Genomic DNA, 21,016 nt, shown 5'->3' with positions numbered 1-21,016 from the left:
AAGGCTGCTCCTACGGGGTGATGGCGTTGTTTAGGCGCTCAGTACTCGGCACGCCTCAGCCGGCAAGGTCACCGACACCGGATTGCCAATGCTCAACCCAACGTCCTGGCACGGCGTGCTCAACGCGGTAAACGACACCCCGGAACATTCGACGGTGGTTTCAATCGTAGCGCCAATATCTCGCACAAACGTCACCTTGCCGAGCAAGCGATTCCCCGCCGTGGCCTGCGGTTGCGACAGTTGCAGGTCTTCGGGACGAATCAGCATTTTCACCTTCTCCCCCACCACAATGCTGCTGCAGATCGGCACTTGCAGCGCATCGCCACCCGGCAGGCTGACCTTGCCGTTGCCCAACGCCGTGGCCGGGAAAATATTGCCCGAACCGATAAAGTCCGCGACGAACTCATTGGCCGGATGCCGATAGATTTCAATCGGCGTGCCCACCTGCTGCACCCGATGCTCACCCAGCACCACCACGATGTCGGCCATGGTCATGGCTTCACGCTGATCGTGGGTGACCATGATGGTGGTGATGTTCAAACGCTGTTGCAGCTGACGGATTTCCACCTGCATCGACTCGCGCAGCTTGGCGTCCAGCGCCGACAGCGGTTCGTCGAGCAGGAGAATTTTCGGGTGGTTGGCAATCGCCCGGGCAATCGCCACTCGCTGACGCTGACCGCCGGAGAGTTTTGCCACCGGGCGATCGATCATTTCCTGCAGTTGAATCAGCTCAAGCAACTCCACCACCCGCGCCTGCTGGTCAGCCTTGCTGACCCCACGCAGTTTCAGCGGATAGGCAATGTTCTCCCCCACCGTCATGTGCGGAAACAGCGCCAGCGATTGAAACACCATGCCGAAATTACGCTGATGCGCAGGCGTATGGCCGATGTCTTCACCGTCCAGGCGAATCTCGCCGCCGGTCAGGGTTTCGAGCCCGGCGATCATCCGCAACAAAGTGGTTTTGCCGCAGCCCGACGGGCCGAGGAAACACACCAGTTTGCCCTCGGGCAAATGCAGGTTTACATCCTTTACCGCGCAGGCCGAGCCGTAATGTTTCTCGACGTTTTCCAGAATCAGACCAGTCATTTGAATCACCTCAAGAAATCAGAACGAAACGCCGCCTTCGCCAACCAACTTTTCCAGCGCCCAAATGAGCACGAAGTCGATCAGCACGATCAGCACGGCAAACGAGAAAACGGTAGGGTCGAGCGATGACACGGTGCGGCTGTACATCCAGATCGGCACGGTCATGACGTCGATGGTGTAGAGGAAATAGGTCACGGTGAATTCGTTGAACGAGACGATGAACGCCAGCAGCATGCCCGCCAGAATCCCCGACTTCATCAAGGGCACCACCACATCGACAATCGCCCGCAGCGGTGAAGCACCGAGCATTTGCGCGGCCTCTTCGACTTCGCTGCCGATGGAGAGCATCGCCGCGGTGCAGTTTTTCACCACGAATGGCAGCGCCAGAATCACGTGGGCAATCACCAGCCGCGAAGTGGTGATCTGGAACGGCAGGCTGTCGAACACCAACAGCAAGGCCAGGCCCAACACCACCATCGGAAACACCAGCGGCAGCGACATCAATTGCAGCGCCACGGCCTTGCCACGGAACTCGCAACGGGTCAGCGCGTAAGCCGCCGGCACCGCGATGATCGTGGCGAAGATCATGGTCAGGCAGGCCACCAGCAAACTGGTGCTCATGGCCTTGCCCAGGCTCAGCACGTCGCTGGCGTCCGGCGAGACGAAGGTGTGCCAGGCGGCCTTGTACCATTGCAGGCTGTAGCTGCTGGGCGGAAAGTCGAGGTTCGACGCGCCGCTGAACGACATGACGATCATGGTCAGGATCGGCAGTACCGCCAGCAGCAAAATGAAGCCCGAGAGGATGCCGGCGAACTTGCCGGTATCGCCCGGCAACAACGACTGACGCTTCTTGATCAAGGTGCTCATTGGGAAGCCTCCAGCATGCGCCGACGACGGCCAGTGATGTATTCGGACAAGGTCATGATTGCCAGGGTGGTGATGATCAACACCACGCCGGCGGCGGACGCGGCGGGCCAGTTCATCAGCGGGGCGATCTGGTCATGGACCATCACCGCCAGCATCGGCACGCGCCGACCGCCGAGCAGCAAAGGCACCACGAAGCTGCTGGCGTTGTAGGCGAACACCAGCGTCGCGCCGGTGATGATCCCCGGAAAGCTCATCGGCAACACCACTTGGCGAAACACCTGCAGGCGACTGGCGCCCAGGGTGGCAGCGGCTTCTTCGTAAGTGCGGGCGACACCGCGCATGGCGCTGGCAATCGGCAGCACGGCCAACGGGAACGCGGTTTGCACCAGGCCCATCAATACGCCGTTCTGGTTGTACAGCAGCATGATCGGCCGCTTGATCAGGCCCAGGCCCATCAGCGCCTGATTGAGCATCCCGCCCGGGCCGAGAATCACCAGCCAGCCGTAGCTTTGCAGTAACAGGTTGACCAGCAACGGCAGCAGCACCGCCGCAAGGAAAATCCGCCGCACAAACGGTGAGGTCAGCCGCGACATGGTGTAGGCCACCGGGATCGCCAGCAGCACCGCGATCACCGCACTGATCAGCGCCAGGCGCAAGGTCAGCAGCAAGGATTTGAGGTAGTACGGTTCCAGCAATTGCGCGTAACTGGCCAGGCTGAAGCCGGACCACTCCGCACCTTTGGTGCCCACGCTCATGCGCAGCACCAGGAGGCTGGCGGCAATCAGCACGCCGAGAAACAGCATCGACGGCGAGAGGAAAAACCACGCACGCACTGTCGGTGAGACACCCCGATTAGCGCGCGTGGGTGCGACGCTTACCGGATGGGTCAGAGGTTGGTGTTCCATAGCAAGGGTCTCGTCAATGGAAAGCAGCTGGCAAACACAGCCCTCAAGACCGCCGTGAATCCTGTGGGAGCGGGCTTTGTGGCGAGGGGGCTTGCCCCCGTTCGACTGCGAAGCAGTCGTAAACCATCTCATGCGGTACACCTGATGCACCGCGATGACAGGATTCAGGGCCGCTTCGCGCCCCAACGGGGGCAAGCCCCCTCGCCACAAAAGCCCGCTCCCACATTTGATTTGCGGTGCTCTCAGGGCTTGTGTTCGCCACTCGATCAGGAAGAAAAGATTTCCGTGTAACGACGAATCCATTGGTCATGCACGGTGGCCAGGAAGGCGTTGTCGTGCATGATCGCCTTCTCGGCAATCTGCTCCGGCGTAAGGATGTACGGGCTCTTGCGGGCTTCGGCGGAGATGATCGCCTTGGCGTTGACCGGGCCGTTGTAGATGTCTTCGGCCATCTTGCCCTGCACCAGCGGGTCCAGAGAGTGGTTGATGAAGGCGTAGGCCAGGTCGGTATCGCCCGGACGGTTTTTCGGCATCACCGAGAGCATCAGGTCGGTGTAGAAACCTTCCTTCATGCCGAACGTGGCGCCCAGACCGTAGGCCGGGTCGCGGATCTGTTTGGGGAAAAACGCCGGTGCGTACAAGCCGCCCATGTCCAGGGACCCGGTGCGGAACAGCTCGGCGATCTGGTTCGGGTTTTCACCCAGGGTCACCACGCGGCTCTTGAGCTCGGCGAGTTTCTTGAAGCCTGGCTCGATGTTGTGTTCGTCACCACCGGCCAGTTTGGCGGCGATGATGATCAGGTCCATGGCCTCGGTCCAGTTCGGCGGCGGCAGGAAAATGTTCGGCGCCAGGTCGGCGTCCCACATCGCGGCGTAGCTGTCCGGAGCTTCTTTCTGGGTACGGGTGCTGTAGACCAGGCTGTTGCACCACAGCAGGTAACCGATACCGTGGCCGTTGGCGCCGGTGCGGTATTTCTCCGGTACATCCACCAGGTTGGGGATGCGGTTGAGGTCGGGTTTTTCCAGCAGGTTGGCGGCGGCCAGACCCTCGGCGCCGACGCCGGCCAGGGTGATGATGTCGTACTGCGGACGATCACCGCCGGCCTTGAGTTTGGCGACCATTTCCGAGGTGCTGCCGGTGCGGTCAGCAATGACCTTGCAGCCGTACTTGTCTTCGAAGGTGGCCGCGATGTTGCGCAGTGCTGCCAGGCCAGTGTCATCGGACCAGGTCAGCAGGCGCAGGGTCTTTCCTGCAAAGCGCGTGTCGCTGGCGTTGGCCTTGATGAACGGCATGCTCATGGCTGCCGCGGCAACCGAGGCCACGCCCACGGTTTTGATGAATTGACGTCTGTTCAGATCGTGCTCGCCCATGAAGGACTCCCTTTGTTTTTTTAAGTATGAGGTTGGTCGCAACCGTTGCATCCGCGCGGCCAGTTCGGCTTGAAGTCCCCGGTTTCAAAGGACTTGAGCTTGACCGGCGGGTTCATCCTGAGGTCGTGCAAAACACCTGACTATCGATAAAAACTCATTGAAGCCATGACGCTGGCGCATGCCTCATCAAGAGGCATGCGCTCACTGTTTTCGTGCTGTCAGACGGCCCGAATCACGTGTTTGATTTCCTGAAACGCCTGCAAACCCCACGGCCCCAATTCGCGGCCGATGCTGCTCTGTTTGTAGCCACCCCAGGCGGTCTGCGGGAAGATCACTTGCGGTGCGTTGATCCACACAAGCCCCGCCTGCAAAGCGTTGGCGACCCGATCGGCGGCCTCGCTGTCGCGCGTGACCACACTGGCGACCAGACCGAACAGGCTGTCGTTGGCCAAGGCAATCGCCTCGGCTTCAGAGCTGAAACTGCGCACGCAGATCACCGGGCCGAAAATCTCTTCGCACCACAACGCACTGTCGAGGGGCGCGTCGATGAAAACGGTCGGCTGCAAAAAGTAGCCGCGCGACAGGTCTGCCGGACGATTGCCGCCGCAGATCAGCTTCGCGCCAGCGCTCAAACCGCGATCGATGTGGCCCAGCACTCGCTGGTATTGCGCCTGATTGACCAGTGCGCCCATCTCCACGTTCGGGTCGAACGGGTCGGCCACGCGGATGGCTTCGGCACGGGCCTTCAATCGCGCAACAAATTCATCCGCCAACTCATCGGCGACGAGCACGCGACTGGTCGCGGAACACATCTGCCCGGCGTTGAAGAAACCGCCGCCACAGGCCACTTCCACAGCCAGTTCGATGTCGGCATCGGCGAGCACCAGCAGCGAGGATTTACCGCCCAGCTCCAGGCTCACGCCTTTCACGGTTTCCGCTGCCCGCTGCATCACCTGCACGCCCACCGCGTTGCTGCCGGTGAAGGAAATCTTGGCGATGCGCGGGTCAGCCGACAGCGGTGCGCCAACGGCAAGGCCGGTGCCGCAGACCAAGTTGAACACACCGTTTGGCACACCGGCTTCGGCAATGATCGTCGCCAGTTCCAGCTCCGGCAGCGGCGTCACTTCAGACGGTTTGAGCACCACGCAGCAACCGGCGGCCAGGGCCGGGGCGAGTTTCCAGGCGGTGGTGACCATCGGGAAATTCCACGGCACGATCAGCCCCACCACACCGCACGGTTCGCGGCGCAAACGGGCGCTGAAATCGTCGCTCGGCAGTTCCACTTTGCTGTCTTGCCTGGCATCGAGCCCTTCGGCCAGCCCGGCGTAATACTCGAAGGTGGCGATCACGTCGTCGACGTCGATGGCCGCTTCGAACAGCGGTTTGCCGTTGTTGCTCGACTGCAACTTCATCAACTGTTCGCGCCCGGCCTGCACGCCCGCGGCGATTCTGCGCAGGATCGCCCCGCGCTCGGCACCGGTGGTTTTCGACCATTGCTTGAAAGCGTTGGCTGCAGCGGTGACGGCCTGATCGACAGCCTGTGCATCGCCGCCGTTAACGGTGGTCAGCAGGGCTTCGGTCGCCGGGTTGATCACACGCAGATGTTCGTTGCCAGCGGACCATTGGCCATCGATGAACAGGCCGTCGAGGGTCGTCGGAAAGGTCATGGGAGCACTCATTGCGACACCGCCTTCATCCACTGGGTCTGGTCGATTTCAATCAGGGTCGGGCCCTGACGATCGGTGGCCAGGCGCAACGCATCACGCAATCCGTCAACACTGCTGACCGCTTCAGCCGCGCAGCCCAGGGCCTTGGCCACACCGATGAAATCGGGGGTGTAGATGTCCACGCCCACCGGCTCGATGGCGCGGTTGACCATGTATTTCTTGATCTCTTCGTAGCCCTGGTTATTCCACAGCAACACGATCACCGGCGTACGCGCTTCCACCGCGCTGGCCAATTCCGGCAGGGTGAATTGCAGGCCGCCGTCGCCGATCAGGCACACCACCGGAGGGCGCGTGCCGCCTTCGACGCTGCCACCGAGCCAGGCGCCAATCGCCGCCGGCAAGGCGTAACCGAGGGTGCCGTAACCGGTGGACGAGTTGAACCAGCGACGCGGACGCTCCGGGTTGAAGGTCAGGTTGCCGGTGTACACCGGTTGGGTCGAATCGCCGACGAACACCGCGTTCGGTAATTCGTACAGCACGGTTTCCAGGAAGCGGGTCTGGGCCAAGGTCGGGGCGTCCCAGGTCGCGGCGAGCTCTTCTCGCAAGCGAGCGGCGCGCACCTGGCCCCAGTCGTTGCGGCGCTCGGCCAGCGACTTGTGGGACAGCGCACTCAGCAGGGCCTGGGCGGCATTGCGCGAGTCGGCCACCAACGCCACCTTCGGCGGGTAATTACGCACGGTCTGGTCTGGGTCGATGTCCACGCGCAGCAGCACGCCCGGGATTTCGAAGCCGCCGGCGAAGGTGATGTCGTAATCGGTTTCGGCCAGTTCGGTGCCGATGGCCAGCACCACGTCGGCCTCGGCCACCAGCGCACGGGTGGCCACCAGGCTTTGGGTCGAACCGATCAGCAGCGGATGGCTGGATTCGAGCATGCCTTTGGCATTGATGGTCAAGGCCACTGGCGCATCCAGCAGCTCGGCCAGTTCAGTCAGCTCGGCCGCCGCATCGATGGCGCCGCCACCCGCGAGAATCAATGGGCGTTTGGCACCGGCCAGCAGGTCGGTCATGCGGCTGATCGCGCTGGGCGAGGCACCGGCACGATCGATGTTCACCGGCTCGCTGGCGAGCAAGTCATCGGCCTCTTCGACCAGCACGTCCAACGGGATTTCGATGTGCACCGGACGCGGGCGACCGGCTTGGAACAGCGCGAAGGCCCGCGCCAATACGCCTGGCAGTTCCGCCGCCGACATCAAGGTATGGGAGAACGCCGCCACGCCGCCGACCAGTGCGCTCTGGTTCGGCAGCTCATGCAGCTTGCCGCGCCCGCCGCCCAATTGGCTGCGCGATTGCACGCTGGAGATCACCAGCATCGGGATCGAGTCGGCGTAAGCCTGGCCCATGGCGGTGGTGATGTTGGTCATGCCGGGGCCGGTGATGATGAAGCACACACCCGGTTTGCCGCTGGTGCGGGCATAACCGTCGGCCATGAAACCGGCGCCCTGTTCGTGACGTGGAGTGACGTGGTTGATGCTCGAACGGGCCAGTCCGCGATACAGCTCCACGGTATGCACCCCGGGAATGCCGAACACCTGCTCGACCCCGTAATCTTCGAGTAACTTGACCAATACTTCGCCGCACGTCGCCATGTGTTTGCCCTTTTTGTTCGTTTGAGACGCCGGGCCTGCGCAGTGTTTATGATGGATTGGCAGGCCCGGGAATGGCCTCATTGGAACGGGCGACACATAGCCGCAACAATGGATAAAAAGTCATACTAGCCATGTCCTCACGTCATACCTTGGATCCCAATGAAACGACTGCCTCCCCTGCCGGCGCTGCACACTTTTCTGATCACCGCGCAGTGCTGCAACTTCACCCGGGCCGCCGAACAGCTGCACATCACCCAAGGCGCGGTGAGCCGGCAGATCGCCGGGCTGGAAGATCATCTGGGTTATGAACTGTTCATTCGCCAGGCGCGGGGCTTGAGCCTGACCGCCGAAGGACGTGAGTGGTTGCCACGGGTGCAGCAGATTTTCGGCCTGATCGACGAGGCGGTGGAGCAGATCGGCGAGAAGCGCGAAACCTTGCAACTCAAGGCGCCGACCTGTGTGATGCGCTGGCTGTTGCCGCGCCTGTTGCAGTGGCAAAAGGAACGCCCGGATGTGCCGGTGGAATTGACCACCACGGTGAAACACGGCGTGGATTTTCATCGCGAGCAATTCGATGCGGCGGTGATGTATGGCGCGCCGCCGGAGAGCTCACTGGCCTCCCATCATTTGTTCGATGAGCAACTGACGCCTGTGTGTTCCCGACCGATGCTTGAAGGGCCACAGGCCTTGCAGACACCGGCAGACCTGCAACAGCACTTGTTGCTGCATCCAACCCGGGATGAGCGGGACTGGAAAGCCTGGTTGAAAGCGGCGGATATTCATCTGAGCAATGTCGGCAAGGGCCAGCACTTCGAAACCCTGGACCTGGCGATGTCGATGGCGTCCCAGGGGACGGGCGTGGCGATTGGCGATTGGTCGTTGATCGGCGATGACCTGAGCGCCGGGCGGCTGGTCATGCCCTTTGATTTGAAGGTGAAAACCGGGTTGGCGTATTACCTGGTGTTCCCCGAGAAACCTGCGCCTTCGCCGAAGTTGCGCGAATTGATGGGGTGGTTGGTGGAGCAGGCGCAGGCACGCTGAACCGCAATCGCCCTGTAGCAGCTGGCGCAGCCTGCGTTCGGCTGCGCAGCAGTCGTAAACCCTGTATCCACGGTTATTCTGACACACCGCAGTGTATGGTTTTGCGACTGCTGCGCAGCCGAACGCAGGCTGCGCCAGCTGCTACAAGGGATGTGGTGTTGCGAAGTTAATACCCGACCGTAAACCGCTGGCGGGAATGCTTTGGTGTTTCCACTTCATCCAGCAACGCGATCGCGTAATCGGCAAAGGTAATCCAGCTGCGACCCTGCGCACTCACCAGCAAGTCATCCTTGCCGACTCGAAACGTGCCCGTACGCTCACCTTCGACAAACTCCGCCGACGGCGACAGGAAGGTCCAGTCCAGGTCCTTTTCCTGACGCAAGGTATTCAAGAACTCGGCACCGGCGCTGGCCTCGGCCTTGTACTCCGGCGGAAAACCTTCGCTGTCGATCACCCGGCTGCCGCCCGGCAACAACAACGAACCGGCACCGCCCACCACCAGCAGACGCTTGACCCCGGCCTGCTTCACCGGCTCGATGACGGCGCTGGCGGGGATGGTGGAGAAATGTGCAGCACTGATTACAGCATCATGGCCAGCGACGGCGGCTTGCAAAGCGGCAGCATCGAGCACGTCGACGTTTTTGCTGACGACTCCTGCACGCTGGCCGATTTTCGAGGTATCGCGGGCGATGGCGGTGACGCTGTGACCGCGACGCAGGGCTTCTTCCAACAGTTGGCTACCGGCACGACCGGTGGCACCGATGATTGCGATTTTGCTCATGACGTTCTCCAGTTGGCTTGGGTGAATCTGTACAGGTGTGACTCAGTTTTTTTGTGGCGAGGGGGCTTGCCCCCGTTCGGCTGCGAAGCAGTCGTAAAACCTGTGCATACGGTGCGGCTGAAAGAATGTAGGGGAGTGCTTCGCACTCCAACGGGGGCAAGCCCCCTCGCCACAAAAAGCCCCCCCTCGCCACAAAAGTTGTACTCAGCGGATTACCACTTCATCTCGCCCTTGGCGACTTTGGCGCTCAGCTCGAGCGAGCTTTCTTCGCCCAGGGTCGGGTAGCGTTTTTTCATCGCGCCGATCAGTTCGGCTGAATCTTTCGCCTTGGCGGTTTCTTCGTCGAAAGCCTTGATGTAATCGGCGGTGAACTGCACAGCCGCCAGAGAGCGAGCGCTCTCGCCCAGGTAGTGACCCGGCACGATGGTGTTCGGCTTCAAGGCTTCGATCGTGTGCAACGTCGTCAGCCAATCGGCATGGGACTGCGCAGTTTGGGTGTCAGCCATCCACACATGAATGTTTTCGGCGACAACCACGCCACCGACCACTGCCTTGATCGACGGAATCCACACAAAGCTGCGATCCGGCTGCTTGCCATCCAGGCCGAGCACCTGCAGTTTCTGCCCTTCCAGCATCAGGCTATCGCCCTTGAGCACGTGCGGCACGATGGTTTTGTTCGGCACATCGGCGCCCATTTTCGGACCCCAGAACGCCAGTTTGCCGTCGACAGTTTTCTTGATGTGATCAACGGTCGGTCGCGAGGCCAATACTTTGGCCTTCGGGAACGCTTGGGTGATGGTGTCGAGGCCGAAGTAGTAATCCGGGTCACCGTGGCTGATGTAGATGGTGGTCAGTTGTTTGCCGCTGGCGCGGATTTTTTCCACCACCTGTTCGGCCTGGGATTTGCCGAATTGCGCGTCCACCAGAATCGCTTCTTTCTCGCCGCTGACCAGTACCGAGGTCACCGGGAAAATCGCGTTGGTGCCAGGGTTGTAGACGTCCAGGGTCAGGGTCGACGCCGCAGCGGCGTGGGCCGCGAAGCCCAGTGTGGCGGTTGCCAGAAGAATGCGTTTGATTGAAGTGAAGCCGATCATCTGTTGCTCCGTTGTCCGAATGCCGTGCTTGGCGATAGGACAGAGCTTAGTTGCCTGGTTCGATACAAAAAATGCGATGCTTGAACATAGTTTGTTTCTGAAAGCGGGCAAATCATGGATCGTCTACAAGCAATGCGAGTGTTCGTTACGGTGGTGGATCTGGGCAGCCAATCGGCCGCCGCCGATCACCTTGACCTGTCGCGGCCGGTGGTTTCACGGTATCTGGCGGAGCTGGAAGATTGGGTCGGCGCACGTCTGATGCACCGCACCACGCGCAAATTGAGCCTGACCGCTGCCGGCAGTGAAATCCTGCCCCGGTGCCGGCAGATGCTCGATTTATCCAGCGACATGCAAGCCGCCGTCAGCGAGCCGGACGACGCACCGCGCGGCCTGCTGCGAATCAGCGTCAGCACCTCGTTCGGCCAGGCGCAACTGGCCGATGCCATGGCCGCCTACGTCAAACGTTACCCCGGTGTAAGTATCGATCTGCAAATGCTCGACCGCACGGTGAACCTGGTGGATGAGCGCATCGACCTGGCCATCCGCACCAGCAACGACCTGGACCCGAACCTGATCGCCCGGCGGCTGACGGTCTGCCGCTCGGTGATCTGCGCCTCCCCCGCTTACCTGCGCGAGCACCCGGCGCCGCAACGGGTCGAAGACCTGAGCCTGCACAATTGCCTGACTCACTCTTACTTTGGCAAAAGCCTCTGGCATTTCGAGCAGGATGGCGAACCGGTCTCGGTGCCGGTGCAGGGCAACATCAGCGCCAACGAAGCCAGCACGCTGTTGCGCGCGGCGATGGCCGGGGCCGGCGTGGCGATGCTGCCCAGTTACCAGGCCGGCGTGCATATCCACAGCGGCGAACTGATCCGCCTGCTGCCCCAGGCCGAGCCCCGGCAGATGAACATCTATGCGGTGTATGCCTCACGCAAGCACATGCCGGTGGCGTTGCGCAGCATGCTGGATTTTCTGGTGCTCAGATTCCCCGAAGAACCGGCGTGGGATGTGGGCCTTTAACCGGAGCGAATGTGGGGCGGTTTTGATGGCAACTCACCGGCGCTGACCTATGCTCAAAACAGTACCCAAGGGTATTCGTTCAGAGGTCAACGCCATGAACATCAAAACAAGAAGATACCTCGCTATTTTCATCACTTGCGCGGCGACGCTGGCGCTGTATGGCACGGCCGCCTGGCGTGTCGAACAGTTGCGAAAAGTGCCCCGTGACTTCGCGAGCTGCAACTTCGAGCGCTGCATCCCCCACAGCGCAAGCCTCAACGCCCTCCGCTGACGAACACCCTGTGGCGAGGGGGCTTGCCCCCGTTCGGCTGCGCAGCAGTCGTAATTCGGTGAATGCGGTGTTCTCATTGAAATGTTGGGGCCGCTTCGCGACCCAACGGGGGCAAGCCCCCTCGCCACAGGGTTCAGGCCTCGTTGTCCTGATCGGCCTTCAAACGGTCGCGGAAGGCCTTTGGCGAGATCCCCACCCGACGTCGGAACAAGCGTGTGAAGTTGGTCGGATCGGAAAACCCCAGCACATCGGACATTTCATAAATGGTCATGCTGGTGTAGGTCAGCAAGCGCTTGGCCTCCAGCAACTGACGCTCGTGCATGATCTGCAACGCCGGTTGCCCCGCCAGTTCACGGCACGTGCCGTTGAGGTGGGACACGGAAATCCCCAGCCGATGGGCCAGATCCTCGACCTTGACGTGCTGGCGATAGGTCTCCTCCACCAGCTGGATAAAACCGTTGAGGTATTCCCGGGCACGCTGCGGACGCTGATTGGCAGCACGGCGCTGGATCACCTGACGGCTGACCCACACCATGATCACGCTGACCAGCGAATGCATGAGCATTTCCCGCGCCGGTTGATGGCCGGTGTATTCGCTTTGCAGCGCTGAAAACAGGCTGTTGAGGTACTCGCTGTCCTTGCCCGCCGGGTAGCTTTCGGCTTGGGCCAGGGCATTTACCGAATTGCCCAACTGCGCCTGAAGATGGGCGACCAGCGGCGCGGCCAGGGTGACGACGAACCCTTCGACGTCCTCGGAAAACCGATAACCATGCACCGATAACGGCGGCAGAATGATGATTGCCGGCTCAGCCAATTGTGAGCGTTTCCCTTCGATCTCAAGCTCTGCCTGACCTTTGAAGACGAAGAGCAACTGACACAAATCAGCGTGGCGATGGGGTTTTATTTCCCATTGATGTTCGCGGCTGCGTTTTGAAATGGTTTCGCAGTGAAGCAAATCGGGGGTCGGCCAATCCAGGCTTTCACCGTAGAGTTTGAACACCGGAATCGATGGCAGGGCGGGCTTGTTCATCACTTCAATCCAGGCCTCGAAGGTAACGGGGCGATAATCGCACCGATTGGCAGAATGTACAGGTATCGGCTCAGTTTTCACCTTCAATTGACAGACCCGCAAGTGAAAAATGCAAGCACTCGATCCATAAAAATCATCCACCGGCCTTGGTCGCGCGGAGCTTGCGAGTCATAAAAACAATGAAAACATTAAAAACCCAAGTCGCCATCATCGGCGCCGGCCCCTCTGGTTTACTACTCGGCCAATTGCTGCATAACGCCGGCATCGACACCCTGATTCTCGAACGTCAGACCCCGGATTATGTGCTGGGGCGCATCCGTGCCGGTGTGCTCGAACAAGGCATGGTAGAGCTGTTGCGTCAGGCCGGGGTGGGCCAGCGCATGGACGCCGAAGGGCTGGTCCACACAGGCTTCGAACTGGCCCTTGACGGGCGCCGGGTGCACATCGATCTGCAGGCGCTCACTGGCGGCAATACCGTGATGGTGTATGGCCAGACCGAGGTCACTCGCGACCTGATGGCCGCTCGTCGGGACGCTGGCGCGCAGACCATTTATGCAGCCGGCAACGTCGTCCCCCACGGCATGAAAACCGCTGAACCCTTTGTCACCTTCGACAAGGACGGCGAAACGTATCGACTCGATTGTGACTACATCGCCGGTTGCGACGGTTTCCATGGCGTGGCGCGGCAGTCGATCCCTGCCGACTGCCTGAAGGTGTTCGAGCGGGTGTATCCGTTCGGCTGGCTGGGGATTCTCGCCGACACCCCGCCGGTTCACGAGGAGTTGGTCTACGCGCGGCATGAACGGGGCTTTGCGTTGTGCAGCATGCGTTCGCCGACGCGCACCCGTTATTACCTTCAGGTACCGGCCCAGGATCAGGTCGATGACTGGTCCGACCAACGCTTCTGGGACGAACTCAAATCCCGTCTGCCGGCCGCCCTCGCCGATGTGCTGGTGACCGGCCCGTCGATCGAGAAAAGCATTGCGCCGCTGCGCAGTTTCGTGGTCGAGCCGATGCAGTACGGGCGGATGTTCCTGGTCGGCGACGCCGCGCACATCGTCCCGCCCACCGGGGCCAAAGGCTTGAACCTGGCGGCCAGTGATGTCAGTACATTGTTCAATATTCTGCTGAAGGTTTACCGCGAAGGCCGTGTTGATTTGCTGGAGAAGTATTCCGAAATCTGCCTGCGGCGGGTGTGGAAAGCCGAACGGTTTTCCTGGTGGATGACCTCGATGTTGCATCGCTTCGACGAGCACGACGCGTTCAGTCAGCGCATCAGCGAATCGGAACTGGCCTATTTCGTTGACTCCGAGGCGGGCCGAAAAACCATCGCGGAAAACTACGTCGGCCTTCCATACGAGGCTATCGAATAGGCTCCTATCGACTTACACTGGCGAGCACTCCCGCTCGCCTTGCCTCTTGCGGGTCCATCACTGCCCGCAGGTTTTACCGTGACCAATCTCAACCGGCCTGAAACGCCCAAACCGGCCATTCGCAGCGTGCTGATCGCCCTGATGCTGGCGATCTTTCTGGGTGCGCTGGACCAGACCATCGTCGCTGTGTCGATGCCGGCGATTTCCGCGCAGTTCAAGGACGTCAGCCTGCTGGCCTGGGTCATTTCCGGCTACATGGTGGCGATGACCGTGGCGGTGCCGATCTACGGCAAGCTCGGCGATCTGTATGGCCGCCGCCGGTTGATGCTGTTCGGCATGGGCTTGTTCACCCTGGCTTCATTGTTCTGTGGCATGGCGCAAAGCATGGAGCAATTGGTACTGGCGCGGATCTTTCAAGGCATCGGCGCCGGCGGAATGATTTCGGTGAGCCAGGCGATCATCGGCGACATCGTTCCACCGCGCGAACGCGGTCGTTATCAGGGCTACTTCAGCAGCATGTACGCGGTGGCCAGCGTGGCCGGCCCGGTACTCGGTGGCTACATGACCGAATACCTGTCCTGGCGCTGGGTATTCCTGATCAACCTGCCGTTGGGCCTGGGAGCCTGGTGGGTGGCTTATCGCACGCTGGTAGGGCTGCCGGTACCGCAGCGCAAGCCGATCATCGACTACCTTGGTACGTTGCTGATGATCATTGGCCTGACAGCGTTGTTGCTGGGCATCACTCAGGTTGGCCAGGGGCATTCGTGGCGCAGTCCCGAAGTGGCGGGTTTGCTCGGTTGTGCGGTGGTGGCGCTGGCGGTGTTCGTCTGGCATGAACGGCGGGCGAGGGAACCGTTGCTGCCGATGCATTTGTTCGCCAACCGCAATGCGATCCTTTGCTGGTGTACGATTTTCTTCACCAGTTTCCAAGCGATTTCCCTGATCGTGCTGATGCCGCTGCGCTTCCAGAGCGTCACCGGCGCCGGGGCCGACAGTGCGGCACTGCACCTGTTGCCGCTGGCCATGGGCTTGCCGATAGGCGCCTATTTCGCCGGGCGCCGGACCTCGGTGACCGGTCGTTACAAACCGATGATTTTGACCGGTGCCCTGCTCATGCCATTCTCGATTCTGGGGATGGCATTCAGTGCGCCGCAGGCGTTTCTGCTCAGTAGCCTGTTCATGTTGCTCAGCGGCATCGCCAGCGGCATGCAGTTCCCGACGTCGTTGGTGGGCACGCAAAACTCGGTGGAGCAACGGGACATTGGCGTTGCCACCAGCACCACCAATCTGTTCCGCGCGCTGGGCGGTGCCGTGGGCGTGGCGTTGATGTCGGCGCTGTTGCTGGCGTTGTTGCAGGACTCCAGCTTCGCGCACCTGGCCGGCTCGTCGCTGATCGCCGAGGGCCGTTCGGGGAATGTCTTGCTCGATGGTTTGAACGCCGCGCCGGGGGATGCGCAAAACGCCTTGCGCGCCGAGTTGCTGCTGACCTTCAGGCATTTGCTGATAGTCAGCGCGACGGTGTCGCTGCTGGGGCTCGCGGCGGCGATTGCCATGCCGAACAGGGTGTTGCGCGGGCGGGAGGACAAGGTTCGGTAGAAAGACCGAGTCGCCTGCATTCGCGAGCAAACCCTGTGGCCAGTGTAGTGAGAGGGATTATCTGTGGTGGGCGGATTATCTGTGGCGAGGGGGCTTGCCCCCGTTCGGCTGCGCAGCAGTCGCAAATCAGGCACCACGGACTATCTGAAAAGCCGTGGTGAATGGATATGGGGCGGCTACGCCACCCAACGGGGGCAAGCCCCCTCGCCACAAGCAAGCTCCCTCGCCACAAAAGTCCCACTCCACAGGCCCACTCCACACAACATCACTGCATCGGGCTATTGAGTCCGGGCGTGCAGCTGTTGTTGCAGGTTCTGGATCTGCGCCTGCAAGGTGTTGATGTTGCGGGTGACCTGGCCGCGGAAGGCATCGAACTCGGCGGTATTGTTGCCACCTTGCGCTGCGGCCGGGCGGTTGTCCTGTTGGCTTTTGAGCACGATCATGTCTTGCTCCAGGCGCTCGACGGCGGCGCTCGGGTTACCTTGCCGCTTCAGCGCAGCGATGTCGGCGCCAAGGCTTTTGAGTTGGGCGTCGACCTTGCTGGTATCGGCCGGTGCGCTCTTCAACGCGGCCAGTTCGCCGCTCAAGGCTTTGACCTGGGCCTGCAACTGGGCATTGGCGGCTTGTTGTTCGCTGGCCTGCGTGGTCATTTGCGCCAGGCGCTTGTCCAGATCGGAGGTCTGGCCGAGCACGCCTTGCTGCTGTTTGCTCTGATCCTGGAGTTTGCTTTCCAGCTGTTTGCTCTGGTCCTGGAGCTTGCCTTCCAGTTGTTTTATTTGCAGCTTCAACGCTTCACTGCCGGTGTTGACCGTGGACTGGCTGGCCACGACCTTGCCGGAAATGTCCTGCAAGCGCCCCGCCGCTTCCTCACTGATGCGCGCGAAACTTTCCTGGGTCGCCACCAGTTGTTGTTCCATCAGCGAAATCTGCTGAAAACTCCACCAGGCAAGGCCGGCGAAGGCAAAGAACAACGCGCCGACCAACGCCCACAGCGGGCCGGTGCTCGGGCTTTTGACCTTGACTACCGGTGTGGTGCGCGAATGCACGGAAGTGCGCGCGGTGGTCGGAAAATCATCGTCGTCGAGGCTGTCGGCACGCAGGCTCGGTACATCGTCGAAGTCGTCGTTGGCATCGTTACGCATGGACATTGAGTCAACCTTTGTAAAACGCGGTGATGGCTTGATGCGGCGAAGTATAACCCTCGCTGCCGCACCGGTTGACCCTGAACCCCGAACTCGGTTCAGTAGGGGGCAGCCCTTATGTGTCAGCGAATGTCCTGAGCCTTCCACCAGGCGCAAAATTCATCGAGGGCGGTCCAGAGGCTGACTTTCGGATCGTAGTCCAGATAATGCCGGGCGCGACTGATGTCCAGGGTGAAATTTTTGTTCATTACCTGCATGCCCAGTCGCGACAGGGTCGGCTCCGGACGCCCCGGCCACAACTTGCAAACACCCTCGTTGAGCGCGGCAAGGCTGTAGGCCAAGCCGTAGGAACGGTAACGGGTCACCTGTGGGACATCCATTTTGCGCATCACGTAATTGACCACATCCCACAACGGCACCGGCGCTCCGTTGCTGATGTTGTAGGCCTTGCCCAAGGCCGAACCGCTGGCCAGCAAGCTGCTGAACAACGCCTCATTGAGATTTTGCACACTGGTGAAGTCAACCTTGTTCAGGCCATTGCCGATAATCGCCAACCGCCCTTTGCGCTGCATCTTCAGCAACCTGGGGAAAATGCTCATGTCGCCTGCGCCCGTCACGAAACGCGGGCGCAGGGCCAGGGTTTCGAGGCCGAACTCCTGCGCACCGAAAACTTTTTGCTCGGCCAGGTATTTGGTTGCGGCGTAAGGATGCTTGAAGCGCTTGGGCACCTGGTCTTCGGTCAACCCCAGATGATCGCGACCATCGAAGTAAATCGATGGCGACGACAAGTGCACCAGGCGCCGCACCCGTTGTTTCAGGCAGGCCTCGACCACGTTCTCGGTGACCTCGACGTTGCCTTGATGGAAGTCCTGATAGCGCCCCCACAAACCGACAGCGCCGGCGCAATGGACCACGGCTTCGACGTCGGAACACAGGTCGCGCGCCAGTTGCGGGTCGCTCAAGTCGCCCTGGATGAACTCGGCACCACGGCGCACCAAATGCTCGACGCTCTCGGCCCGGCGACCGTTGACCCGCACATCCAGGCCCTGCTCCAGGGCAAAACGCGCAAAGCGTCCGCCAATGAAGCCGCTTGCGCCGGTGACCAGAATCTTCATGTATTGCTCCGAATATTTCGTTTTGCGTTTTGCATATTGCGTAGGGCGTGAGGTCTTGACGCCAGCCGTCAGTCCAACGGCACCAGCCATTGCTTCGACGAGCGCACCAATTGATCGGTGAGTAACCCCAACAGCTGACCGCCATTACGCCAATGATGCCAGTACAGCGGCACATCGATCGGCTTATCTGGCAAAAGCTCCACCAATTGGCCGCGCGCCAGTTGTTCGCGCACCTGCAATTCAGGCACCAGGCCCCAGCCAAGCCCTGCTTCCGTGAGACGAAGAAACCCTTCAGAAGACGGGCATAAATGGTGTTCGAAACCGCCATTCACGCCAACTGACGCAAGGTATCGATGCTGCAGGAAATCGTCCGGACCAAACACCAGGGCTGGCGTTTTGGCCAACTGATCGGCGCGCACGCCTTCAGGGAAATGCCGGGCAATGAATGCCGGGCTGGCCAACGCACGGTAGCGCATCGCCCCCAACAGCACGCTGCGCGCACCGGCCACCGGCCGCTCACTGGCGCACAGACACCCCGCCACTTCGCCTGCACGCATGCGTTTGAGGCCGACGGTCTGGTCTTCCACCACCAGGTCGAGCAACAGATGCTCCTGCGCGCAAAAATCCCCCACCGCCGCAGCCCACCAGGTGGCCAGGCTGTCAGCGTTCAGCGCGATACGCAGGCGTTCCGGCAGGCCTTCTTCGTCCAGCGCCGGCACCAGGCTTTGCAGATCGCGCTCCAGCAACCGCACCTGCTGCACATGGTTGAGCAATCGCCGGCCGATCTCCGTCGGGGCCGGAGGCGTGACCCGCACCAACACCGGTTGGCCGACCCGCGCCTCGAGCAGTTTGATGCGCTGGGAGATGGCCGATTGGGACAAGCCCAAGACCTGCGCGGCGCGTTCGAATCCGGCCTGCTCGATCACGGCGGCGAGCGCGGACAGTAATTTGTAGTCGAACATCAGTTTTCCTAATGAGCGATCAGCACTATTGGTTTTTCTTATACAACTTCCCACCGGAGAATGGCCAGCAAGAACTTTGAACAAGGATCACCGACATGGCTGGCGAAACCTCATTGGCAACCCTGTTGCGCAGCATGAGCCCGCAACTCAACGACGGCGAATACGTGTTCTGCACGTTGCCCGACGGCAAGCTGCCCGCAGGCCTTGAGATTGTCGGCAGCTTCCGCGAACAGGAAGGGCTGACAGTGATTCTGCAACGTTCCCACGCCGAGAAGGCCGGTTTCAGCTTCGACTACATCGCTGCCTGGATCACCTTGAACGTGCACTCAGCCCTTGAAGCCGTCGGCCTGACCGCCGCGTTCGCCACGGCACTGGGCCGGGTCGGCATCAGTTGCAACGTGATTGCCGGCTACTACCACGACCATTTGTTCGTCGGCCAGGCCGATGCCGAACGCGCCCTGCAGGTACTGCGGGATCTGGCGGCCAACGCGGAGTAAAAATCTTATGTGGCAAAGCTATGTGAACGGCCTGTTGGTGGCCGCCGGGCTGATCATGGCGATCGGCACTCAGAATGCGTTTGTGTTGGCGCAGAGCCTTCGACGTGAACATCACCTGCCGGTGGCGGCGCTCTGCGTAACCTGCGATGCGTTGCTGGTAGCCGCCGGGGTGTTCGGCCTGGCGACGTTGCTGGCGCAGAACCCGACTCTGTTGGCCATCGCTCGTTGGGGTGGCGCGGCGTTTCTGCTGTGGTATGGCAGCCTGGCGCTACGGCGGGCGTGCTCGAAACAGAGCCTGCAATACGGCGAGAACCAGACCGTGCGCTCATTGCGGGCGGTGCTGCTCAGCGCTTTGGCGGTGACCTTGCTCAACCCGCACGTCTACCTGGACACCGTGTTGCTGATCGGCTCCCTCGGCGCACAACAAACCGAGCCCGGTGCTTATGTCGTGGGTGCGGCCAGTGCATCGTTGCTGTGGTTTTTTACCCTGGCCCTCGGCGCAGCATGGTTGGCACCGTGGTTGGCACGCCCCAGTACCTGGCGAATCCTTGACCTGTTGGTCGCCGTGATGATGTTCACCGTAGCGATTCAACTGGTCATCGCCGGGTGATTTATTCCAAATGGCTCTGGAACCTCTATTCCACACAGTTGTTGCGTGGTTATGCCGCACCCCCGGTGCTATGATCCGATCCCTGCGCCGCAAAGAGTACAAACTCCCCGGCGCATGTCTGGCCGCCCGTGATCGGCCTTGCGCTCACCGCAACTGACCTGATTAGGAGAATTATCATGGCTTTCGAATTGCCGCCGCTGCCTTACGCGCACAATGCCCTGCAGCCGCACATTTCAGAGGAAACTCTGCAATACCACCACGACAAGCACCACAACACCTATGTCGTGAACCTGAACAACCTGGTGCCAGGCACCGAGTTCGAAGGCAAGACCCTGGAAGAAATCGTCAAGACTTCCTCGGGCGGTATCTTCAACAACGCCGCTCAGGTCTGGAACCACACTTTCTACTGGAACTGCCTGGCACCAAACGCCGGCGGTCAACCAACCGGCGCTCTGGCTGATGCCATCAACGCTGCTTTCGGTTCGTTCGACAAGTTCAAGGAAGAGTTCAGCAAAACGTCCATCGGCACCTTCGGTTCCGGTTGGGGCTGGCTGGTGAAAAAGGCTGACGGTTCCCTGGCCCTGGCCAGCACCATCGGCGCCGGCAACCCGCTGACCAGCGGCGACACCCCGCTGCTGACCTGCGACGTCTGGGAACACGCTTACTACATCGACTACCGCAACCTTCGTCCGAAGTACGTCGAAGCGTTCTGGAACCTGGTCAACTGGAAATTCGTGGCTGAGCAGTTCGAAGGCAAAACCTTCACCGCCTAAGCTTCGCGCCAGTCAAGAAACCCGGCTTTTATGCCGGGTTTTTTTATGCCATCGAAAATCCGTACATGGGTGGTGTGCTTTCCCACAACACGAGCCGCATTCGCCCTCTTGCCCCCACAGCACAGCGGTCTAACATCAACACAAGGAAAAATTGCCTCAACCTCCTCAAG

20 protein-coding genes are annotated in these 21,016 nt (G+C 60.9%); 8 read left to right on the top strand and 12 right to left on the bottom strand.

Translation table 11 applies throughout. The features are described from left to right. Positions 1–30: 30 nt before the first annotated feature. The 6 genes from ACEN9A_RS05290 to ACEN9A_RS05265 all read right to left on the bottom strand — a co-directional run bounded on the left by ACEN9A_RS05290 (position 31) and on the right by ACEN9A_RS05265 (position 7,541). On the bottom strand, positions 31–1,086 hold the full coding sequence (locus ACEN9A_RS05290) for an ABC transporter ATP-binding protein (RefSeq protein WP_019651396.1): 1,056 nt from the start codon (positions 1,084–1,086) through the stop codon (positions 31–33). 18 nt (positions 1,087–1,104) lie between these two features. After that, entirely contained in the window at positions 1,105–1,953 is an 849-nt protein-coding gene (locus ACEN9A_RS05285; protein WP_019581521.1) for an ABC transporter permease, read from the bottom strand. Continuing rightward, positions 1,950–2,858: an ABC transporter permease gene (locus ACEN9A_RS05280; RefSeq protein ID WP_258672556.1), complete on the bottom strand. Its 909-nt coding sequence runs from the start codon at positions 2,856–2,858 to the stop codon at positions 1,950–1,952. Before ACEN9A_RS05280 ends, ACEN9A_RS05285 begins: the two co-directional genes overlap by 4 nt. A 266-nt stretch (positions 2,859–3,124) precedes the next feature. Next, positions 3,125–4,228 carry an extracellular solute-binding protein gene (locus tag ACEN9A_RS05275; protein ID WP_258672554.1) on the bottom strand — a complete coding sequence of 368 codons (1,104 nt, stop codon included), beginning with the start codon at positions 4,226–4,228 and terminating at the stop codon, positions 3,125–3,127. 218 nt (positions 4,229–4,446) lie between these two features. Beyond that, a complete protein-coding gene (locus tag ACEN9A_RS05270) occupies positions 4,447–5,895 on the bottom strand; it encodes an aldehyde dehydrogenase family protein (RefSeq protein WP_258672552.1) in 1,449 nt (482 codons plus the stop codon). Between the two features lie 8 nt (positions 5,896–5,903). Then, the gene (locus tag ACEN9A_RS05265) at positions 5,904–7,541 is read right to left on the bottom strand and encodes a 5-guanidino-2-oxopentanoate decarboxylase (RefSeq protein WP_413387254.1); all 1,638 of its coding nucleotides are present in this window, start codon (positions 7,539–7,541) and stop codon (positions 5,904–5,906) included. A 159-nt stretch (positions 7,542–7,700) separates the two neighbouring features. Between ACEN9A_RS05265 and ACEN9A_RS05260 the strand changes: the two genes are divergently transcribed. Then, a complete protein-coding gene (locus ACEN9A_RS05260; protein WP_258672550.1) occupies positions 7,701–8,582 on the top strand; it encodes a LysR substrate-binding domain-containing protein in 882 nt (293 codons plus the stop codon). A gap of 166 nt (positions 8,583–8,748) precedes the next feature. Here the strand turns inward: ACEN9A_RS05260 and ACEN9A_RS05255 are convergent, their stop codons facing one another. Next, complete coding sequence (locus ACEN9A_RS05255; protein ID WP_258672549.1) at positions 8,749–9,363, bottom strand: NAD(P)-dependent oxidoreductase; 615 nt, start codon at positions 9,361–9,363, stop codon at positions 8,749–8,751. Positions 9,364–9,575: 212 nt separating this feature from the next. Continuing rightward, positions 9,576–10,457, bottom strand: coding sequence for an MBL fold metallo-hydrolase (locus ACEN9A_RS05250; RefSeq protein WP_258672548.1), 882 nt, complete (start codon positions 10,455–10,457; stop codon positions 9,576–9,578). Positions 10,458–10,571: 114 nt separating this feature from the next. Here ACEN9A_RS05250 and ACEN9A_RS05245 point away from each other — a divergent pair, with 114 nt between their 5' ends. Then, positions 10,572–11,477, top strand: a complete 906-nt coding sequence (locus ACEN9A_RS05245) for a LysR family transcriptional regulator (protein WP_258672547.1) — start codon at positions 10,572–10,574, stop codon at positions 11,475–11,477. A gap of 94 nt (positions 11,478–11,571) precedes the next feature. After that, positions 11,572–11,748 (top strand): hypothetical protein, encoded by a 177-nt coding sequence (locus tag ACEN9A_RS05240; protein ID WP_181150695.1) that lies wholly within the window; start codon positions 11,572–11,574, stop codon positions 11,746–11,748. Positions 11,749–11,881: 133 nt separating this feature from the next. Here the strand turns inward: ACEN9A_RS05240 and ACEN9A_RS05235 are convergent, their stop codons facing one another. After that, positions 11,882–12,778: a helix-turn-helix domain-containing protein gene (locus ACEN9A_RS05235; protein ID WP_019651387.1), complete on the bottom strand. Its 897-nt coding sequence runs from the start codon at positions 12,776–12,778 to the stop codon at positions 11,882–11,884. A gap of 179 nt (positions 12,779–12,957) precedes the next feature. On the opposite strand from ACEN9A_RS05235, the gene pobA reads away from it, so the two are divergent. Continuing rightward, complete coding sequence (pobA, locus tag ACEN9A_RS05230; RefSeq protein WP_258672546.1) at positions 12,958–14,151, top strand: 4-hydroxybenzoate 3-monooxygenase; 1,194 nt, start codon at positions 12,958–12,960, stop codon at positions 14,149–14,151. 78 nt (positions 14,152–14,229) lie between these two features. Beyond that, positions 14,230–15,747, top strand: a complete 1,518-nt coding sequence (locus tag ACEN9A_RS05225) for an MDR family MFS transporter (protein WP_258672545.1) — start codon at positions 14,230–14,232, stop codon at positions 15,745–15,747. 278 nt (positions 15,748–16,025) lie between these two features. Here ACEN9A_RS05225 and ACEN9A_RS05220 read toward each other — a convergent pair whose 3' ends face one another. The 3 genes from ACEN9A_RS05220 to ACEN9A_RS05210 all read right to left on the bottom strand — a co-directional run bounded on the left by ACEN9A_RS05220 (position 16,026) and on the right by ACEN9A_RS05210 (position 18,966). Continuing rightward, entirely contained in the window at positions 16,026–16,895 is an 870-nt protein-coding gene (locus tag ACEN9A_RS05220; protein ID WP_258672544.1) for a coiled-coil domain-containing protein, read from the bottom strand. A 116-nt stretch (positions 16,896–17,011) separates the two neighbouring features. After that, positions 17,012–18,004, bottom strand: coding sequence for an NAD-dependent epimerase/dehydratase family protein (locus ACEN9A_RS05215; protein WP_230174919.1), 993 nt, complete (start codon positions 18,002–18,004; stop codon positions 17,012–17,014). A 68-nt stretch (positions 18,005–18,072) separates the two neighbouring features. Then, entirely contained in the window at positions 18,073–18,966 is an 894-nt protein-coding gene (locus tag ACEN9A_RS05210) for a LysR family transcriptional regulator ArgP (protein ID WP_258672543.1), read from the bottom strand. 95 nt (positions 18,967–19,061) lie between these two features. Here ACEN9A_RS05210 and ACEN9A_RS05205 point away from each other — a divergent pair, with 95 nt between their 5' ends. The 3 genes from ACEN9A_RS05205 to ACEN9A_RS05195 all read left to right on the top strand — a co-directional run bounded on the left by ACEN9A_RS05205 (position 19,062) and on the right by ACEN9A_RS05195 (position 20,846). Next, positions 19,062–19,463 (top strand): ACT domain-containing protein, encoded by a 402-nt coding sequence (locus tag ACEN9A_RS05205; protein ID WP_258672542.1) that lies wholly within the window; start codon positions 19,062–19,064, stop codon positions 19,461–19,463. A 7-nt stretch (positions 19,464–19,470) separates the two neighbouring features. Next, on the top strand, positions 19,471–20,073 hold the full coding sequence (locus ACEN9A_RS05200; protein WP_258672541.1) for a LysE/ArgO family amino acid transporter: 603 nt from the start codon (positions 19,471–19,473) through the stop codon (positions 20,071–20,073). 176 nt (positions 20,074–20,249) lie between these two features. After that, entirely contained in the window at positions 20,250–20,846 is a 597-nt protein-coding gene (locus tag ACEN9A_RS05195; RefSeq protein ID WP_007938876.1) for a superoxide dismutase, read from the top strand. The last annotated feature ends 170 nt before the right edge of the window (positions 20,847–21,016 follow it).

The sequence above is a fragment of the Pseudomonas sp. Pseusp18 genome (assembly GCF_059506005.1).
This window is presented reverse-complemented; position numbering and strand designations above follow the sequence as displayed.

Coding starts and splice junctions, on each gene's coding strand:
- ACEN9A_RS05290 (WP_019651396.1), bottom strand. CDS start 1,086: ATGACTGGTCTGATTCTGGAAAACGTCGAGAAACATTACGGCTCGGCC.
- ACEN9A_RS05285 (WP_019581521.1), bottom strand. CDS start 1,953: ATGAGCACCTTGATCAAGAAGCGTCAGTCGTTGTTGCCGGGCGATACC.
- ACEN9A_RS05280 (WP_258672556.1), bottom strand. CDS start 2,858: ATGGAACACCAACCTCTGACCCATCCGGTAAGCGTCGCACCCACGCGC.
- ACEN9A_RS05275 (WP_258672554.1), bottom strand. CDS start 4,228: ATGGGCGAGCACGATCTGAACAGACGTCAATTCATCAAAACCGTGGGC.
- ACEN9A_RS05270 (WP_258672552.1), bottom strand. CDS start 5,895: ATGACCTTTCCGACGACCCTCGACGGCCTGTTCATCGATGGCCAATGG.
- ACEN9A_RS05265 (WP_413387254.1), bottom strand. CDS start 7,541: ATGGCGACGTGCGGCGAAGTATTGGTCAAGTTACTCGAAGATTACGGG.
- ACEN9A_RS05260 (WP_258672550.1), top strand. CDS start 7,701: ATGAAACGACTGCCTCCCCTGCCGGCGCTGCACACTTTTCTGATCACC.
- ACEN9A_RS05255 (WP_258672549.1), bottom strand. CDS start 9,363: ATGAGCAAAATCGCAATCATCGGTGCCACCGGTCGTGCCGGTAGCCAA.
- ACEN9A_RS05250 (WP_258672548.1), bottom strand. CDS start 10,457: ATGATCGGCTTCACTTCAATCAAACGCATTCTTCTGGCAACCGCCACA.
- ACEN9A_RS05245 (WP_258672547.1), top strand. CDS start 10,572: ATGGATCGTCTACAAGCAATGCGAGTGTTCGTTACGGTGGTGGATCTG.
- ACEN9A_RS05240 (WP_181150695.1), top strand. CDS start 11,572: ATGAACATCAAAACAAGAAGATACCTCGCTATTTTCATCACTTGCGCG.
- ACEN9A_RS05235 (WP_019651387.1), bottom strand. CDS start 12,778: ATGAACAAGCCCGCCCTGCCATCGATTCCGGTGTTCAAACTCTACGGT.
- pobA (WP_258672546.1), top strand. CDS start 12,958: ATGAAAACATTAAAAACCCAAGTCGCCATCATCGGCGCCGGCCCCTCT.
- ACEN9A_RS05220 (WP_258672544.1), bottom strand. CDS start 16,895: ATGTCCATGCGTAACGATGCCAACGACGACTTCGACGATGTACCGAGC.
- ACEN9A_RS05215 (WP_230174919.1), bottom strand. CDS start 18,004: ATGAAGATTCTGGTCACCGGCGCAAGCGGCTTCATTGGCGGACGCTTT.
- ACEN9A_RS05210 (WP_258672543.1), bottom strand. CDS start 18,966: ATGTTCGACTACAAATTACTGTCCGCGCTCGCCGCCGTGATCGAGCAG.
- ACEN9A_RS05205 (WP_258672542.1), top strand. CDS start 19,062: ATGGCTGGCGAAACCTCATTGGCAACCCTGTTGCGCAGCATGAGCCCG.
- ACEN9A_RS05200 (WP_258672541.1), top strand. CDS start 19,471: ATGTGGCAAAGCTATGTGAACGGCCTGTTGGTGGCCGCCGGGCTGATC.
- ACEN9A_RS05195 (WP_007938876.1), top strand. CDS start 20,250: ATGGCTTTCGAATTGCCGCCGCTGCCTTACGCGCACAATGCCCTGCAG.